The sequence below is a fragment of the Microbacterium sp. NPDC057741 genome, from assembly GCF_042798735.1.
Lineage (GTDB): Bacteria > Actinomycetota > Actinomycetes > Actinomycetales > Microbacteriaceae > Microbacterium.
Genome location: NZ_JBHVJW010000001.1, coordinates 102,724 through 120,252, shown reverse-complemented (window position 1 = coordinate 120,252; position 17,529 = coordinate 102,724). Strand labels below are relative to the sequence as shown.

General features: G+C 67.7%; 17 protein-coding genes. 4 read left to right on the top strand and 13 right to left on the bottom strand.

The features are described from left to right. Window positions 1-63 precede the first annotated feature (63 nt). The 3 genes from ACFVDO_RS00600 (at window position 64) to ACFVDO_RS00590 (ending at window position 2,392) form a co-directional block, all read left to right on the top strand. Window positions 64-561, top strand: coding sequence for a GNAT family N-acetyltransferase (locus ACFVDO_RS00600; RefSeq protein WP_378858417.1), 498 nt, complete (start codon window positions 64-66; stop codon window positions 559-561). Window positions 562-739: 178 nt separating this feature from the next. Then, on the top strand, window positions 740-1,966 hold the full coding sequence (gene thrS / locus ACFVDO_RS00595; RefSeq protein WP_378858416.1) for a threonine--tRNA ligase: 1,227 nt from the start codon (window positions 740-742) through the stop codon (window positions 1,964-1,966). A 9-nt stretch (window positions 1,967-1,975) separates the two neighbouring features. Then, window positions 1,976-2,392, top strand: a complete 417-nt coding sequence (locus ACFVDO_RS00590; protein WP_378858415.1) for a rhodanese-like domain-containing protein — start codon at window positions 1,976-1,978, stop codon at window positions 2,390-2,392. Window positions 2,393-2,488: 96 nt separating this feature from the next. On the opposite strand, the gene ACFVDO_RS00585 is transcribed toward ACFVDO_RS00590, so the two are convergent. The 5 genes from ACFVDO_RS00585 to ACFVDO_RS00565 form a co-directional block, all read right to left on the bottom strand. Beyond that, window positions 2,489-2,905 (bottom strand): cytochrome c oxidase subunit 4, encoded by a 417-nt coding sequence (locus ACFVDO_RS00585; RefSeq protein ID WP_378858414.1) that lies wholly within the window; start codon window positions 2,903-2,905, stop codon window positions 2,489-2,491. A gap of 3 nt (window positions 2,906-2,908) precedes the next feature. Further along, window positions 2,909-4,636, bottom strand: a complete 1,728-nt coding sequence (ctaD, locus tag ACFVDO_RS00580; RefSeq protein WP_378858413.1) for a cytochrome c oxidase subunit I — start codon at window positions 4,634-4,636, stop codon at window positions 2,909-2,911. A 3-nt stretch (window positions 4,637-4,639) separates the two neighbouring features. Next, window positions 4,640-5,539: a cytochrome c oxidase subunit II gene (gene coxB / locus ACFVDO_RS00575; protein ID WP_378858412.1), complete on the bottom strand. Its 900-nt coding sequence runs from the start codon at window positions 5,537-5,539 to the stop codon at window positions 4,640-4,642. 90 nt (window positions 5,540-5,629) lie between these two features. Then, window positions 5,630-5,992: an iron-sulfur cluster insertion protein ErpA gene (gene erpA, locus ACFVDO_RS00570; RefSeq protein WP_378858411.1), complete on the bottom strand. Its 363-nt coding sequence runs from the start codon at window positions 5,990-5,992 to the stop codon at window positions 5,630-5,632. 80 nt (window positions 5,993-6,072) lie between these two features. Then, window positions 6,073-7,485 (bottom strand): dipeptidase, encoded by a 1,413-nt coding sequence (locus ACFVDO_RS00565; protein ID WP_378858410.1) that lies wholly within the window; start codon window positions 7,483-7,485, stop codon window positions 6,073-6,075. Between the two features lie 34 nt (window positions 7,486-7,519). Between ACFVDO_RS00565 and ACFVDO_RS00560 the strand changes: the two genes are divergently transcribed. After that, window positions 7,520-8,095, top strand: a complete 576-nt coding sequence (locus ACFVDO_RS00560; protein WP_378858409.1) for a DUF3043 domain-containing protein — start codon at window positions 7,520-7,522, stop codon at window positions 8,093-8,095. A gap of 43 nt (window positions 8,096-8,138) precedes the next feature. On the opposite strand, the gene ACFVDO_RS00555 is transcribed toward ACFVDO_RS00560, so the two are convergent. The 8 genes from ACFVDO_RS00555 to ACFVDO_RS00520 all read right to left on the bottom strand — a co-directional run bounded on the left by ACFVDO_RS00555 (window position 8,139) and on the right by ACFVDO_RS00520 (window position 17,506). Continuing rightward, entirely contained in the window at window positions 8,139-9,167 is a 1,029-nt protein-coding gene (locus ACFVDO_RS00555) for a quinone-dependent dihydroorotate dehydrogenase (protein WP_378858408.1), read from the bottom strand. A 10-nt stretch (window positions 9,168-9,177) separates the two neighbouring features. Then, on the bottom strand, window positions 9,178-9,648 hold the full coding sequence (gene nrdR / locus ACFVDO_RS00550; RefSeq protein WP_378858407.1) for a transcriptional regulator NrdR: 471 nt from the start codon (window positions 9,646-9,648) through the stop codon (window positions 9,178-9,180). A 23-nt stretch (window positions 9,649-9,671) separates the two neighbouring features. After that, the gene (hisD, locus tag ACFVDO_RS00545; RefSeq protein WP_378858406.1) at window positions 9,672-10,982 is read right to left on the bottom strand and encodes a histidinol dehydrogenase; all 1,311 of its coding nucleotides are present in this window, start codon (window positions 10,980-10,982) and stop codon (window positions 9,672-9,674) included. A 7-nt stretch (window positions 10,983-10,989) separates the two neighbouring features. After that, the gene (locus ACFVDO_RS00540) at window positions 10,990-11,952 is read right to left on the bottom strand and encodes a hypothetical protein (protein WP_378858405.1); all 963 of its coding nucleotides are present in this window, start codon (window positions 11,950-11,952) and stop codon (window positions 10,990-10,992) included. A 114-nt stretch (window positions 11,953-12,066) separates the two neighbouring features. Beyond that, window positions 12,067-15,582 (bottom strand): DNA polymerase III subunit alpha, encoded by a 3,516-nt coding sequence (gene dnaE / locus ACFVDO_RS00535; RefSeq protein ID WP_378858404.1) that lies wholly within the window; start codon window positions 15,580-15,582, stop codon window positions 12,067-12,069. 57 nt (window positions 15,583-15,639) lie between these two features. After that, window positions 15,640-16,353 carry a hypothetical protein gene (locus tag ACFVDO_RS00530; protein ID WP_378858403.1) on the bottom strand — a complete coding sequence of 238 codons (714 nt, stop codon included), beginning with the start codon at window positions 16,351-16,353 and terminating at the stop codon, window positions 15,640-15,642. After that, on the bottom strand, window positions 16,350-16,895 hold the full coding sequence (locus ACFVDO_RS00525; protein WP_378858402.1) for a DUF6114 domain-containing protein: 546 nt from the start codon (window positions 16,893-16,895) through the stop codon (window positions 16,350-16,352). The genes ACFVDO_RS00530 and ACFVDO_RS00525 overlap by 4 nt, the downstream gene beginning before the upstream one ends. Window positions 16,896-16,909: 14 nt before the next feature. Further along, on the bottom strand, window positions 16,910-17,506 hold the full coding sequence (locus ACFVDO_RS00520) for a DUF6230 family protein (protein WP_378858457.1): 597 nt from the start codon (window positions 17,504-17,506) through the stop codon (window positions 16,910-16,912). Window positions 17,507-17,529: the final 23 nt, after the last annotated feature.

Genomic DNA, 17,529 nt, shown 5'->3' with positions numbered 1-17,529 from the left:
GGCCACGTCTTCGGACGTGGCCCTCCTTCGTTCATCCGCTCGCGTGCTCAGTAGGCTGATCGGATGCCACTGACCATCCGTCGCGCACGAACCGAGGACCTCCCACTCATCGAGGAGATCGAGGCGGACGCCGACCGGCTCCTCGTCGAGCGATTCGGAGCCGTCGGCTGGCCGCCGCCGGACCCTGCCGCAGAGCGAGCCGCAGAGCCCGGCTTCCTGCTCGTCGGAGAGGTCGATGGGCGGGTGGTGGGGTTCGCGCATGTGCTGGAGCCCGACGGCAAGGTGCACCTCGAACAGGTGGCGGTCCTCCCCCGCTTCGGACGTCGTGGCTTCGGCCGACGGCTGGTGGAGGAGGCGCTCAGAGTCGCGGCCGGTCACGGGCACCAGGAGATCACGCTGCGCACATACGTGGACGTGCCCTGGAACGCCCCCTTCTATGCATCCTGCGGGTTCCGCCGATCGGAGCCTTCGACGGACTTCCAGCGCGGGCTCGTCGCCGTCGAGGATGCACTCGGCCTGACCCGCTACGGCCCTCGCGTCCAGATGACCGCTGCGCTCTGAAGCATCGCCTGCCCAGGCAGTGCTATCGTCTTCTCCATGCGAATGCTTCAGGTCACCACGACGCCGGATTCTCTCCGGCGCTGCCTGTAGCGGATCACGCACACACCAGAGCTCGGGGAACACCCCGGGCTCTCGTCGTCTTCCGGTGTTTCCTCGGCTCCCACCGAAGGAGAACACCATGGAGAACGAAGACCATCGATCGCTCGGCCGCCGCCTGCGCCTGTTCGACACCGTCCCTGTGATCGGGGCGGGACTGCCGATCTGGCTGCCCGACGGCGCCGTCATCCGCGGTGAGCTGGAGCGGATGGCGGCCGAGATCGCCGAGCGCACCGGCTGCATGCGCATTCATACCCCCGTGCTCGCCAAGCGTGCGCTGTTCGAGCAGAGCGGTCACTGGGACAAGTTCGCCGAGGACATGTTCCCGGCGATGAGAGTCGGCGACGAGGAGCTCGTCCTGCGGCCCGCGAACTGTCCCAGTCACGTGCAGGTCTATGCCGCACATGCGCACAGCTGGCGCGACCTGCCCGTGCGACTGATCGAATCGGCATCGATGTTCCGCAGCGAACTGTCCGGTGTCCTCGGCGGTCTCAGCCGCGTCCGCCAGATCAGTCTGGACGACGCACACGTGTTCTGCATGCCGGATCAGGTCGTCGACGAGGTGGTGCTCGCGCTCGAGGCGATCACCACCGCCTACGGGGTTCTCGGCATCGAGATCGACCACTACCGACTCTCCGGTCGGGGCGACTCCTCCGTCGGCAGCGACGAGGAGTGGGCTGCCTCAGAGGCGGATCTCCAAGCGGCGCTCGAACAGTGCGGCATCCCGTATGTACCCGTGCCGGGCGAGGGCGCGTTCTACGGGCCGAAGATCGACATACAGGTGCGCGACGCCGCGGGGCGAGAGGAGACCCTCTCCACCGTGCAGGTCGACCGGGTGCTCCCGGAACGGTTCGGGCTCGCGTACATCGGCGCCGACGGGGCCAAGCACCGCCCGGTGATGGTCCACCGCGGCCTGCTCAGCTCAATGGAGCGTCTGGTGGCGCTGCTGATCGAGCAGTATCAGGGACATTTTCCGACCTGGCTCTCCCCCGTGCAGGTCGCGCTGGTCCCCATGGATCCGCGTCGGCATGCGGATGCGGCGGAGCTGGTGCGGGCACGCATGTCGGCCACCGGCATCCGGGTCCGTGTGCTCGACCGGGGCAGCCTGGGCTCCCGCATCGCACGGGCACACGCGCTCGCGGCACCGTACATCGCAGTACTCGGCGATCGCGAGGCGGCGGACGGAACCCTGTCCGTCGATGCGCGTGCGGTGCCCGTCGCAGAACTCATCGCCGCGATCCGGGAGGACATCGAAAGCAGGGCTCAGCGGCCCGTCATCCTCGGCGATGGGGTGCTGGGCGCGGCGTAGGCTGGCCCCATGGACCGCACCGAGTACTTCACCGCCAAACTCACCTTCGAGACCGATGCCAGCGATGTGTATGCGGCGCAGAAGGCCGGAGAAGCCGCAGTGATCGTCGACGTTCGGTCCGATGAGGCCTGGGCGCAGGGGCGGGTCGCAGGGTCGGTGCACATGCACTACAGCGAGATCTCGGAACGCGCGCCGAAGGAGATCCCCGCCGGCAGCGCCGTCGTCGTGTACTGCTGGAGCCCCGGATGCAACGCCGGTGCCAAGGGCGCCCTCGAGTTCGCCAAGCTGGGCTATGAGGTGCGCGAGATGATCGGCGGCTTCGAGTACTGGGTACGCGAGGGATATCCGGTCGAGAACGCGGAGGGCCTGCACCGCCGTCCGATCGACCCGAACGTGGGTGTCCCCCGCATCCGCACCCACGCGTGAGCCAGGCCGGTCCCAGCGACCGAGTGCCCTGCACACGAGAAAGCCCCCGGCACGAGCCGGGGGCTTTCCTCATGGAGATGGCAGTCGAGCGAGTCCTCAGCGGGCGAAGTGTCCGCGGTAGTACTCGTACACCCAACCGACGATCGCGACCACGAAGATCGCCAGTCCGATCGGGAGCAGGAACTGCCCGACCGCCATGCCGATCAGGAAGATCGCCGCGGAGCCGGCCAGCACCATCGGCCACCAGGACCACGGGCTGAACTCACCGAGCTCGGGGTCACCGTCGTCGATGTCCGCCGTGAGGATGTCCTCGGGCAGCTCGCCGCCCTGCGCCCTGTAGGTACGGTGCAGGTAGAGCGCGATCATCGCGCCCATGAAGGCGACGAAGAGCAGCGCGACGGCTCCCACCCATTCGACATGACCTTCGACGATCAGGTTCCAGACCACGTACACGCCGGCAGTGATCATGAAGAAGACGGTGAGGACCCACCAGAGAACGACATTGGAGCGCATGGATTACTTCGCCTCTCCTGCCGCGGCGGCAACAGGGTGCTCCGCAGCCTCGGGGTGGTTCAGGTCGAATGCCGGACGCTCGCTGCGGATGCGCGGGATCGACGTGAAGTTGTGACGCGGCGGCGGGCAGCTGGTCGCCCACTCGAGCGATGCGCCGTAGCCCCACGGGTCGTTGACCGTGACCTTCGGTGCCTTGCGGGCTGTGATCCAGACGTTCAGGAAGAACGGCAGCATCGAAGCGCCCAGGATGATGGCACCGATGGTCGAGACCTGGTTCTGCCACTCCCAGTTGTCGTAGGCCGAGTAGTCGGCGTAGCGACGCGGCATGCCGTCGACGCCCAGCCAGTGCTGCACGAGGAAGGTCATGTGGAAGCCGATGAACAGCATCCAGAAGTGGATGTACCCGAGGCGCTCGTTGAGCATGCGTCCGGTCCACTTGGGCCACCAGAAGTAGAAGCCGGCGAACATCGCGAACACGACGGTGCCGAACACGACGTAGTGGAAGTGCGCGACGACGAAGTACGAGTCGCTGAGGTGGAAGTCCAGCGGCGGCGCCGCCAGGATGACACCGGTCAGACCACCGAAGACGAACGACACCAGGAAGCCCAGCGCGAACACCATCGGCGTCTCGAACGTGATCGACCCTCGCCACATCGTGCCGATCCAGTTGAAGATCTTCACACCCGTCGGCACCGCGATGAGCATCGTCATCAGGGCGAAGAACGGCAGCAGGACGCCACCGGTGACGTACATGTGGTGCGCCCACACGGCAACCGACAGCGCGGCGATCGAGATGGTCGCGTAGACGAGGGTCTTGTATCCGAAGATCGGCTTGCGGCTGAACACCGGGAAGATCTCGGAGACGATGCCGAAGAACGGCAGCGCGATGATGTAGACCTCGGGGTGGCCGAAGAACCAGAACAGGTGCTGCCAGAGCAGGACGCCGCCGTTGGCCGGGTCGTAGATGTGAGCACCGAGGATGCGGTCGGCTGCCGCGGCGAACATCGCAGCGGCGAGCACGGGGAACGCCATCAGGATCAGCAGGCTGGTGATCAGCGTGTTCCAGGAGAAGATCGGCATGCGCCACATGGTCATACCCGGGGCGCGCATCGTGATGACGGTCGTGATGAAGTTCACCGCACCGAGGATCGTGCCGAAACCGGACATGCCGAGGCCGACCATCCAGAGGTTTCCTCCGGCACCCGGTGAGAACGACACGCTGGCAAGCGGCTGATACGCGAACCATCCGAAGGAGGCCGCGCCCTGCGGGGTGAGGAAGCCGGCGACCGCGATGATCGAGCCGAACAGGAACAGCCAGAACGCGAAGGCGTTCAGACGCGGGAACGCGACGTCGGGTGCACCGATCTGCAGCGGCAGGATCGCGTTCGCGAAACCGGCGAACAGCGGCGTCGCGAACATCAGCAGCATGATCGTGCCGTGCATCGTGAAGAGCTGGTTGTACTGCTCCTTGGTCGGCACGATCTGCATGCCGGGCGCGAACAGCTCGGCACGGATGACCAGTGCCATCACGCCGCCGAGGAGGAAGAACAGCACCGAGGCGATCAGATACATGTACCCGATCGTCTTGTGGTCGGTGGAGGTCAGCCACTTGACGACGATGTTGCCCTTCTGCTCCACGCGAGTGGAGGACAGCAGCGCTGCCTGGCGCGCCGGGATCGTCGTGGGACGACCCCGCGGCGTCTCGGTCTGTGGTTCTGCAGTAGTCGTCATCGCTTACTCCTCTTCCTTCGCGCCCGAGTTCGATCCGGTGCCCGGAAGGTTGGACAGACGATCGTAGGCATCGGTGATGTCACCGGTGTTGCCCTTCTCACGCAGTTCGTCGAGGTAGTCCTGGTAGTCGGCCTGGGACACGACCTTGACGTTGAACAGCATCATCGAGTGGTATTCACCACACAGCTCGGCGCACTTTCCGTCGTACTCACCGATGCGCGTCGGGATGAAGGACCACGAGTTGTCCTTGCCGATGTACATGTCCTTCTTGTACAGGAAGTCGATGATCCAGAAGGAGTGGATGACGTCGCGCGACTGCAGGTCGATCTTGACCTTCTGGTCGACCGGGAGCACCAGCGTGGGCAGCTTGTCGCGGTCGATGTCGCCCTTCGCATCGGCCTGGGCCTGAACGCCCATGGTCCAGACGGCGTCGGAGTTGTCCTTCTGCTCACCGTCGTACTGGAAGTCCCACGCCCACTGCTTGGCGATCGCGGTGACCTCGACGTCGGGGTTCTTCCACTGCGTCTCGATCTCGGTCTGATCACGAGCGGTGAAGAAGAACATGCCCATGATGAAGATCAGCGGGATCACCGTGTAGAGGATCTCGATGGGCATGTTGTAGCGGAGCTGCACGGGCAGGCCGGTCTGGCCCTTGCGCCGGCGGTAGACCGCGAGCGCCCAGCCCATCAGACCCCACGTGATGATGCCGACGGCGAGCAGCACGATCCAGGAGTTCACCCACAACGATTCGACTCGCGTGGTCTGGTTCGTGGCGGCGGTGCCGCCCTCTACGAAGCCCGGGAGGAAGCCGTGGGTCTCAAGCGGAGAACATCCCGCCAGAGCCACAGCTGTAGCGATTCCCAGGGGGATCGCTACCCAACGAAGGCGGCGTTTCGAAGGCACGGTGCACCTTTCAGATCTCGGACAGGGGCAACCCCAAGTCTAGGGCAACCTCACACCTGATTCATGCCAACCACGCAGGTTGGCGACCGGTCAGTGGAAGCTGTCGCCGCAGGCGCAGGAGCCCTGGGCGTTGGGGTTGTCGATGGTGAACCCCTGCTCCGAGATGGTGTCCTTGAAGTCGATCGAAGCGCCGTCGAGGTACGGAACGCTCATGTTGTCGACGATGACCTCGACCCCGTCGAAATCGACGGTCTCGTCGCCGTCGAGGTACCGCTCATCGAAGTAGAGCTGGTAGATCAGGCCCGAGCATCCGCCCGGCTGGACGGCGACGCGCAGACGCAGGTCGTCGCGGCCCTCCTGCTCGAGCAGGCTCTTCACCTTCAGTGCGGCGGCGTCGGTCAGGCCGACGCCGTGCGCGCGGGTGCTCGTCTCGGTCAGCGTGGTGTCGCTCATGTCACTCCTTGAGTACTCGTGCGGCGCGGACGCCGCCCTGTTCGAAGTCTACCGCCGCAAGGCTCGCGACGGCCGGTCGTTCAACCCTGCGTGGTGCCGTTCATCCGAGCCAGCAGCAGCGCTTCGGCACGCACCGCATTGCGGAAGGTGTCCAGATGCAGCGACTCGTTGGGACTGTGCGCGCGCGAGTGCGGGTCCTCGACGCCGGTGACCAGGATCTGGGCGCCGGGGAACTCACGCACCAGGTCCGCGATGAACGGGATCGAGCCGCCGACGCCGAGGTCGACCGGTGCGACGCCGTAGCCGTCCGCCATCGCGCCGCGGGTGAGCTCGACCGCCCAGCCGGCGGTGTCGACGAGGAACCCGTCGCCGAGGTCCACGTCCGAGAACGTCAGCTCCGCGCCGTACGGCGCGTGCGCACGCAGGTGCGCCTCGAGTGCGTCGTACGCGTCCTTCGCCCGCTGCCCTGGCGCGACACGGGAGCTGATCACGACGCTCACCTCCGGCAGCAGCGTGTTGGACGCCGCCGCCACGCTGGTCGCGTCGATTCCGGTGATCGTGACGGAGGGCTTGTTCCAGATTCGGCTCAGGATCTCGTCACGCCCGATCGGCGACACGCCGGGAAGCAGCCCGGTCTCTTCGCGAAGCGTGTCCTCGCCGTAGGCCGGCGTCGCCGCATCCCTCGCCTGCAGTCCCTCGACGGCGACGGCGCCGTCGGCGTCCCACAGGGTGGCCAGCAGGGTGACGGCCGCCATCATCGCGTCCGGAACCGCTCCCCCGAACATGCCGGAGTGCGACGCGTGCTCGAGCGTGCGGATCTTGAGCGTGAAGCGGGCGTTCCCGCGCAGCGTTACCGTCAGCCCCGGCGTGCGCTGATCCCAGTTTCCCGAGTCCGCGACGACGATCGCGTCTGCGCGCAGCGCATCGGCGTTGTCGGAGAGGAACTGCGCGAACGACCGCGAGCCGTACTCCTCCTCGCCCTCGATGAACATCGAGACTCCGAGGTCGAACTCATCGCCCAGCACCTCGGACACCGCGCGCAATGAGGCGATGTGCGACATGATTCCGGCCTTGTCGTCCGCCGCGCCGCGCCCGTAGAGCCTGCCGTCGCGCACTGTCGGCTCGAACGGCGGGGTCTCCCAGAGCGCCTCGTCGCCGTGCGGCTGCACGTCGTGGTGCGCGTAGAGCAGGATCGTCGGACGCCCGTTGCGCGCCTTCTTCGTCGCCAGCACGGCCGGCTGGCCCGTCTCATCCGTGCCGGGGATGGCGGCGCGGAGCACGCGCACCTCGTCGAAGACGCCCGTTCCGCGTGCGAGATCGGCGACGGCGTCGGCGCTGCGCTCCAGCTGGGTCTGATCGAACGCGGGCCACGCGATGCCCGGAATCCGCACCAGGGATCCGAGATCGGACAGGGCGGCCGGGATGCCGGTGGCGACGACTTCCAGGACGGATGCGTCCTGCTCGGCGGACGACGGGGAGGAGATGGTGGTCATGCGAGTAATCTTAAGGAACATCCCGTTCCAAGACATGAGGACTGCTGTGCCCGCTTCCACTCCCCCCGCCAGCGACGACGCACCCGAGACGCCCGCCGTCGGCAAGGGGCGCGCCACCCCGACTCGTGCCGAGCAGGAGGCCGCTCGCCGCCGTCCCCTCGTGGCGGACACCAAGGAGGCCCGAGCCGCGGCGAAGGCCGACCTGCAGGCGCGCCGCGACCGCGCACGTCTGGGCATGGAGCGGGGCGAGGACAAGTACCTTCCTGCGCGCGACCAGGGTCCGCAGCGCCGCTGGGTGCGCGACTACGTCGACGCCGGCTGGCATCTCAGCGAGTGGGTGATGGCGATGATGATCGTCGTCATCATCGCGGCGCTGATGCCGATCACGACGATCGCCTACAGCGCGATGATCGCCCTGTGGGTGTTCATGCTGCTCGCCGTGCTCGACATGGTCCTGCTGGCGTGGCGGGTCAAGCGCAAGGCGGCTGCCAAGTTCGGCAAGGAGCGCCTCGAGCGCGGCCTCGGCTGGTACGCGGCCATGCGCTCCCTGCAGATGCGCTTCATGCGCCTTCCGAAGCCGCAGGTCAAGCGCGGGCAGTACCCCGCCTGACACGGCAACTCGGCCGGGGCGCGCGCAGCGAGACGGAGAACGCTCAGCGAGCGGCGCTGCGCAGGCCGCGGTTGATCTGGCGTGCCCAGAACGGTCCGCGGTACAGGAACGCCGTGTAGCCCTGCACCAGCGTCGCACCGGCATCCAGTCGCCTCTGCACGTCCTCCGCGGTCTCGACTCCGCCGACCGCGATCACGCAGAAGTCGGCCGGGACGGCGGCACGCACGACGGCGAGCACTTCGAGCGAACGCTGCTTCAACGGCGCGCCGGACAGCCCGCCCGCTCCCGCCGCCTCGACGACGGACGGATCGGTGACCAGACCCTCGCGGCCGATCGTGGTGTTGTGCGCGATGATGCCCGCGAGTCCCTCCGACACTGCCATCGCCGCGATCGCTGCGATCTCCTCGTCGGGCAGATCCGGGGCGATCTTCACCAGCAGCGGCGTCTTCCCCGCGGCATCCTTCACCGCGCGCAGCAGCGGGGTGAGCGTCTCGACGGCCTGCAGGCCACGCAGGCCGGGAGTGTTCGGCGAGGAGACGTTCACGGCCAGGTAGTCGGCGAGCGGCGCGAGCCGCGTTGCGGATGCCACATAGTCCGCGGTCGCGTTCTCGACGTCGACCACCCGGCTCTTGCCGATGTTCACGCCGATGACGGTCTGCGGCCTGCGGCGGCGCAGCTTCACGAGGCGCTTCGCCGCGGCATCCGCCCCCGCGTTGTTGAACCCCATGCGATTGATGACCGCGCGATCGGCGACGAGCCGGAACAGTCGCGGCTTCGGGTTGCCGTCCTGCGGGATCGCGGTAACGGTGCCGATCTCGACGTGCCCGAAACCGAGCGCGGCGAGGCCGCGCACACCGACGGCGTTCTTGTCGAAACCGGCGGCGACGCCGAACGGCGAGGGGAATGACAGCCCGAGCGCCTGCACGCGCTGCTCCGGATGCGGCCTGGTCAGCGCGCGGGCAGCCCAGGAGAACGGCGGCACACCGGCCACCCGGATCACGGCCATGCCGGCGTGGTGCGCGAACTCCGGATCGAAGCGCGACAGGACGAGGCGGAAGAGCAGCGGATACATCCCTGCCAGATTACCGGTCTTCGGCGGCGGCTTTCTCGCGGTCAGCGCGCAGGTCGCCGATCGCGGACTCGAAGTCCTCGAGCGAGTCGAACGCCTGGTAGACGCTGGCGAACCGCAGGAAGGCCACCTCGTCGAGCTCACGGAGCGGTCCGAGGATGGCCAGACCGATCTCGTTCGTGTCCAACTGCGAGACGCCCGTCTGGCGGACCGCCTCCTCGACGCGCTGGGCGAGGACGGCGAGGTCGGCCTCGGTCACGGGCCGTCCCTGGCACGCCTTGCGCACGCCGGTGATGACCTTGTCACGGCTGAACGGCTCGCTCACGCCCGACCTCTTGATCACCGCGAGGCTCGCGGTCTCGGTCGTCGTGAATCGACCACCGCATTCGGGGCACTGACGTCTGCGGCGGATCGACAGACCGTCGTCGCTGGTGCGCGAATCGATCACGCGGGAGTCCGGGTGCCGGCAGAAGGGGCAGTGCATGATGCTCCAGAGTACTCGCCGGGTCAGTCCCGGTCGGCGAATCGCGCCTCGACGGCCTCGCCGTGCGCGGGCAGTCCCTCGACGTCCGCGAGCGCGACGACGCCCTCCCTGGCCTGGGCGAGCGCGGTGCGGTCGTAGGAGATCACCTGCTGCGGACGGAGGAACGTGTAGGCACCGAGACCCGGCGCGTAGCGCGCCTGTCCCCCGGTCGGCAGTACGTGGTTGCTGCCCGCCATGTAGTCGCCGAGACTCACCGGCGTCTGGTCGCCGACGAACACGGCACCGGCGCTGGTGAATGCGGCGGACGCGGTCTCGGCATCCTCCAGGTGCAGCTCGAGGTGCTCCGGCGCGTAGGCGTTGCTGAACGCGACCGCCATGGCGCGGTCGTCGACGAGCACGATCGCGGACTGCGGCCCGCCGAGCGAGATGGCGACGCGTTCGCTGTGCCGCGTGCGCGCGGCGAGCGTGACGACCTCGCCTGCCACACGCTCCGCGAGTTCGGGCGAGTCCGTGACCAGCACCGCCGAGGCCTGCTCGTCATGCTCGGCCTGGCTGATCAGGTCCGCCGCGACGAGCCGAGGGTCGGCATCGGCATCGGCGACGATGAGGATCTCGGTCGCCCCGGCCTCGGAATCCGTGCCGACGATGCCCGCGACAGCGCGCTTGGCCGAAGCGACGTAGTTGTTGCCTGGGCCGGCGACGACGTCGACAGGGTCGAGGCCGAGACTCTCCACGCCCCAGGCGAGTGCGCCGATCGCGCCGGCGCCTCCCATCGCGTACACCTCGTCGACGCCGAGCAGCGCAGCGGCGGCGAGGATGGTCGGATCGATCCGCCCACCGTGCGCGTTCTGCGCAGGTGATGCGAGCGCGATGCGCGCGACACCGGCGACCTGAGCGGGGACGACGTTCATCACGACACTGGATGCCAGGGCCGCCTTGCCGCCCGGGATGTACACGCCGACGCGGTCGACCGGCTGCCAGCGCTGCACGATCCGCGCGCCGGGTCCGATCTCGGTGGTCCGCGTGGCCGGGACCTGCGCGGCGGATCCGCGGCGCACCCGGTCGATGGCCGCCTCGAGAGCAGCGCGGACGCGGGGGTCGACGGAGGCGAGCGCCTCGGCGAGGTGCTCAGCGGGAACGCGGATGTCGTGGCCCGTCACCCTGTCGAAGCGCTCGGCCTGTTCGCGCAGCGACTCCTCACCGCGGAGATGCACGTCGTCGACGATGCGGGCAGCGGTGTCGAGCGCCTCGGCGCGTGCCTGGACGGCGCGTGGGACGGCGGCGAGCATGGCCGCGGCGGAGAGTTCCCGTCCGCGGAGATCGATGGTGCGCAAACCCTGTTCAGCCCTTCGTGACGTTCGTGATGTCGTGCAGGTAGCCGATGCGGCCGTCGTCATGCCGGACGACATAGGCGCCGCCGCGATCCTCGATCACCAGCGCCCACGCGTGGGGTCCGATGGTGAACAGCTCCTGCCCGTGCTCGTCGAGCACCTCGCGCGCGTCGGGGGTCAGGATCCAGAACGGCTGCGCTGCATCCGTGGCCTTCGGGGTGGACACGGGGTGGGTCGTGTCGTCCGGCACGTCGTACCCGGCCGTGTCGTAGCTCGGCTCCGCTGCCTCGACCTCGGCGTCGTCTTCGTCGAGGGGCGAGAGGATCTCCGTCACGGCATCGGTGTTCGAGGCGAACAGCAGGTCCACCTCCTCCTCGGCCGCCGACTCGGCCGCCTCGTCCTCATGGACCGGCGCTTCGATGGCGAGCAGTTCCGGCGCGGCGCTCGGGCGTGCGATCACCGGCCTGACCGGATTCGCGTTGCGGTGCGCGAGAGTCTCGAGCCGGCCATGGAAGTCCTCACGGAGGCCGGGGATCAGCGGCGCGAGCACGGTGAGCACGACGAGCGCGAGCGCCACGATGGTCTCCACGATCGGAGACCATCCGACCGATCCCGAAACAGCACCGAGGTCCCAGAGCAGCTGAACCCAGAGCACCGCCGAGACCGAGAACGCGACAGACGCGAACTGGTCGACACCGAGCGAGCCGATCCTGCGGATGCCCTCCGGCGAGAACCTCCGCAGCACGATGAGGAACACTGCGACTGTGGGCACCGCGATCGGCAGGAGCCAGTGCAGGCCGCTCTGCCACAGCGTCGACGACGCCGGCCCGCCGACCGGGAAGAACGACACGATGAAGCCGATCACCCACAGTGCCACGATCAGCAGTTCACGCAGGGTCATCCCGAGGATGCCGTGCTCCGGCTCGACCTGCTCCTCGTACAGCACGCCTTCGTCCTGGGCCGCAGTGCTCATCGATACGTCCTTTCGTCGCGGCGCACGGATGGGGAGGTCGCGACGCCGGGTACGGCATCCGATCCTACCGGCGAACGGCGCCCGACCGCCGCGCGAGTCGCCGCGCTACGCGTTTCAGCCCAGACAGGACGGCCCGAGCAGCGACTTCAGATCGCCGAAGAGATCGGCTGAGACCGACACCGGCATCGGCACCTCGAACACCTTGGCCATCCCGCCCCTGTGCACGCGCAGCACGACCTCGGTCTCGCCGGAGTGCCGTCGCAGCACTTCGGCGAGATCGGTCATGACGCGCTCCGTGGCGCGCTGCTCGGCGACCACCAGCGACAGCGGGCCGGCCGCGTCGAAGGAGCCGATGTCGGGAGCGAACGCCGACTGCGCATGCAGGTTGAGCCCGTCATCACGACGGGACACGCGCCCGCGCACCGCGAGGATCGCGTCCTGCTGCAGCACGTGCTGGAACTCGGTGTACGTCTTGCCCATGAACATGACGGTCACCTCGCCGTTGAAGTCCTCGACGGTGATCATGCCGTACGGGTTGCCGCTGGCCTTCGCCACGCGGTGCTGCACGCTGGTGACCAGACCTGCGACGGTGACCTGGTCGCCGTCCTGCAGGTCCTCGGATGCGAGCAGGTCGTGGATCGAGATCGACGCGTGCTTGGCCAGCGGCACCTCGAGCCCGGCGAGCGGATGATCCGAGACGTACAGGCCGAGCATCTCGCGCTCGAAGGCGAGCTTGTCCTTCTTGGTCCACTCCGGGCGCTCCGGCACCTGCGGCGGCTGCACCTCGTCGGCCTCGTACAGGCTGTCGAAGTCGAAGCCGATCGCACCTGTGGCCTCGTTGCGCTTGATGCCCACAGCCGCCTCGACGGCGTCCTCGTGGATCTCCAGCAGCCCTCGACGGGTGTTCCCCATGGTGTCGAAGGCGCCCGCCTTGATCAGCGACTCCACCGTGCGCTTGTTGGCCACGTGCAGCGGCACCTTGCTGAGGAAGTCGTGGAACGACGTGAAGGGCTCCTTCTGCCGCGCCTCGACGATGCCGTCGACGACGTTGCTGCCGACGTTGCGCACGGCGCCCAGACCGAAGCGGATGTCGTCGCCGACTGCCGCGAAGAAGTTGATGGATGCACCGACGTCGGGCGGCAGCACCTTGATGCCCATGCGCCGGCACTCGTTCAGGTACAGCGCCATCTTGTCCTTGGAGTCACCGACGCTCGTGAGCAGCGCGGCCATGTACTCGGCGGGATAGTGCGCCTTGAGGTACGCGGTCCAGTACGAGATCACGCCGTAGGCGGCGGAGTGCGCTTTGTTGAAGGCGTAGTCCGAGAACGGCAGCAGGATCTCCCAGAGCGCCTGCACCGCGGCATCCGTGTAGCCGTTCGAGTGCATCCCGGCCTGGAAGCCCTCGAACTGCTTGTCCAGCTCGGACTTCTTCTTCTTGCCCATCGCGCGGCGCAGGATGTCCGCCTGACCGAGCGAGAAGCCTGCCACCCGCTGCGCGATCGCCATCACCTGCTCCTGGTAGATGATGAGTCCGTAGGACTCCTCCAGGATGTCGGCGAGCGACTCCGCGAACTCCGGATGGATCGGTGTGATCTCCTGCAGCCCGTTCTTGCGCAGCGCGTAGTTGGTGTGCGAGTTCGCGCCCATCGGGCCTGGACGGTACAGCGCGATGAGTGCCGAGATGTCGCCGAAGTTGTCGGGCTTCATCAGGCGCATCAGCGAGCGCATCGGTCCGCCGTCCAGCTGGAACACGCCCAGCGAGTCACCGCGCGCGAGCAGGTCGTAGGAGGGCCGGTCGTCGAGTGCGAGATCCTCGAGCACGAGCTCCTCGCCACGGTTCATCCGGATGTTCGCGAGCGCGTCCGAGATGATCGTCAGGTTGCGCAGACCGAGGAAGTCCATCTTGATCAGGCCGAGCGACTCGCAGGACGGGTAGTCGAACTGCGTGACGATCTGGCCGTCCTGCTCGCGCTTCATGATCGGGATGATGTCGATCAGCGGATGCGACGACATGATCACACCGGCGGCGTGCACGCCCCACTGGCGCTTCAGGTTCTCGATGCCGACGGCGGTGTCGAAGACCGTCTTCGCCTCTGGGTCGGTCTCGATGACCGTGCGGAACTCGCTGGCCTCCTTGAAACGCGGGTGATCCTTGTCGAACATGCCCGTCAGGGGCATGTCCTTGCCCATCACGGGCGGCGGCATCGCCTTGGTGAGGCGCTCGCCCATGCTGAACGGGAAGCCCAGCACTCGGCCGGCATCCTTCAGAGCCTGCTTGGCCTTGATCGTGCCGTAGGTGACGATCTGCGCCACGCGCGCGTCGCCGTACTTCTCCGTGACGTACTGGATGACCTCGCCGCGGCGACGGTCGTCGAAGTCGACGTCGAAGTCGGGCATCGAGACGCGGTCGGGGTTGAGGAAGCGCTCGAAGATGAGGCCGTGCTCGATCGGGTCGAGATCGGTGATCTTCATCGCGTAGGCGGCCATCGAACCCGCACCGGAGCCTCGACCAGGTCCGACGCGCACGCCGTTGTTCTTGGCCCAGTTGATGAAGTCGGCGACGACGAGGAAGTAGCCGGGGAAGCCCATCTGCGTGATGACGTCGGTCTCGTACGCGGCGCGCTTGCGCACGTCATCCGGGATGCCACCGGGATAGCGCGCGTGCAGGCCGGTCTCGACCTCCTTGATGAACCAACTCTCCTCGGTCTCGCCCGGCGGCACCGGGAAGCGCGGCATGTAGTTCGCGCTGGTGTTGAAAGACACGTCGCAGCGCTCTGCGATCAGGAGGGTGTTGTCGCACGCCTCGGGGTGGTCGCGGAACAGCTGCCGCATCTCGGCCGCGGACTTGACGTAGTACCCGTCACCGTCGAACTTGAACCGGTTCGGGTCGTCCATCGTGGAACCGGACTGCACGCACAGCAGCGCCTCGTGGCTCTTCGCATCGTGCTGATGCGTGTAGTGCAGGTCGTTGGTGCCGACCAGCGGGATGCCGAGGTCCTTCGCGATCTTGAGCAGGTCGTCCATGATGCGGCGCTCGATGGAGAGGCCGTGATCCATGATCTCGGCGAAGTAGTTCTCCTTGCCGAACAGGTCCTGGAACTCGGCGGCCGCTGCACGGGCCGCGTCGTACTGGCCCAGGCGCAGCCTGGTCTGGATCTCGCCGGAGGGGCAGCCCGTCGTCGCGATCAGGCCCTTGGAATACTTCTGCAGCAGCTCGCGGTCCATACGCGGCTTGAAGTAGTACCCCTCGATGCTCGCCTTCGACGAGAGGCGGAACAGGTTGTGCATGCCCTCCGTGGTCTCGGAGAGCAGGGTCATGTGCGTGTACGCACCGGAACCGGAGACGTCGTCGCTGCGCTGCTCGGGCGAGCCCCACTGCACGCGGGTGCGGTCTCCGCGGTGGGTGCCGGGCGTGACATAGGCCTCGATGCCGATGATCGGCTTGATGCCCGCGGCCTGCGCCGTGCGATAGAACTCGAACGCCGCGAAGGTGTTCCCGTGGTCGGTCACGGCGACCGCGGGCATGCCCTGCTTCACCGCCTCCTGCACGAGCGGGCCGACGCGCGCGGCGCCGTCCAGCATCGAGTACTCGCTGTGCACATGGAGGTGGACGAAGGAGTCGGATGCCATGGATTCGAGCCTACCCGCGGCATCCGACCTCGAAGACGGATGCCGCGGGCGATCCGGTCACTCCACGATGTACTGGTCGGTGTTCGTGTACGAGATCGAGTCGGCGAGGGTGCCGACGAGGCCCATCGTCACGCGCAGCAGGCCGGGCCTGATGTCGTCGAGCGCCGGGGGCGTGTCCAGCCCGAGAGTCAGCGCCTTGCCGTCATGCCCCTGGGCGGTGATCGAACCGATGTAGACGGTGACGTTGCCCCGAAGCGACATCTTGTCGGCCTTGGTCACCAGACCCGGGCCGTCCGGCGGGCGCACCGTCAGCGAGAAGCCGGTGATGGTGATGGCGTCCGCGCTGATCTTCAGCACGCGGACATCCTTGCCGCTCTTCGTCGGCACCGTCACGATGCCGATCGACTTCAGACCGCTGAACGACAGTCCCTTCGAGCCCATCTGAGCCGGAGAGCTCGTGAACACCGGGGCTCCGGTGTCCGGCGCGGCGACGACGGGCGTCGGCGAGGACGTGGGAGCAGCGGGTTTCGTCCCGGGGAGCACCGGCTTCCCCGGCGCGGGAGTCGCCGCGCCCGGGTCGCTCGGTGCCGGCGTGGGAGTCGCCGTCGGCGCTGGATCGGCCGGCTTCGGGCAGAGCCAGGGGAACACGTCGCAGAACCCCGTGTGCCTGACTGTCGCGGCCGGTGCCGCCGCGGCTCCGACGGTGAGCGGCATGACCAGTGCTCCGACCGCAAGCACGGCGGCCGCCAGCCTCATGCGGCCAGCGGTCATGAGACGGCCCCTTCATCGGCCTCCGCAGCATGCTTCCGCGGCATCCAGGCGACCACCAGCACGCCGCCGACCGAGGCGAGGATCATGCCCACGAGGAAACCGCCGAGATTCACGCCGATCAGCGAGTACAGAGCGACTGCCAGCGCCAGCACACCGTAGAACACGTGGTGCACGGGCATGAAGATCGCGAGGATCCCGAGCAGAACCAGAGCGATCGGGATGATCGTGGCCTGCAGGCCCTCGATGCCCAGCTGCACGTGCAGGTGGCCGATGTCGAGCTGACCGGAGAAGAACATCTCGAAGCCCGCGATCACGACGAGCAGCCCGCCGATGAACGGCCGGCGCTTCGCCCAGGCACGGAAGCGCTGCCAGGCGCCGGGCTGTGCTGACGCGTCCGCGTCGACGACATCCGGCTCGGCCTCTCCCACCTCCGCATCCGCGAGCAGGGAGTCGAGTTCCGCATCATCCGCGTCGGCGCGCGCAGCCGCCCGGCGGTCGCGCCGCGACGACATCGTGCCGTCCAAGTCCTCGCTGTCGGTCATCGGGTGGGCTCCGCTCAGAAGCATCCCTTTGATCCGTCCGTCAGCTCCAGGGACATGCCGGTCAGTGTGAAAACCGACGCCTGCGTGCTCCATGCCGTCTGCTGAAGGCCCTTGATCGAGACGGTGTCGGCATCCTGGGCGAAGTCGCCTGCGGTGCCCTTCGCCTTCGTGCTGACAGTCGAGGCATCCACGCCGATGCGGATGTTGCCGAACGAAGCGTCGCCCTTCAGGCCGGTCATGCCGATCTGAAGATCGGTGGCGGATGCCGGGGCGTCGCCGCCACCGGCCTTGATCAGCACGCCGACCTTGCCCATCGGGGTCTCGGTGACGACGGCCTGGCACAAGTTCGCCAAGGTCGCGCTCTTGATGTTCGCGATCGCGACGGTGTGCTTGCCGCCCTCGGAGTCGGTGGCGACTCCGGCGTACTGAGAGAACCCGGTGCCCTCCAACTGGCTCGCGCTGATCTGGAACTGGCTCCCGGACACGGCGAACGAGACCGGGACCTGTCCCTGCGCCACTCCCCCCATCAGAACCGCAGCGGCGATCCCGACCGGAACGGCGGCCAGCGCGATGCGCCCGCCGTGCGTGGTGGTCAGCTTCGAGAACTTCATGGTGGGCTTCTTCATCGATCCTC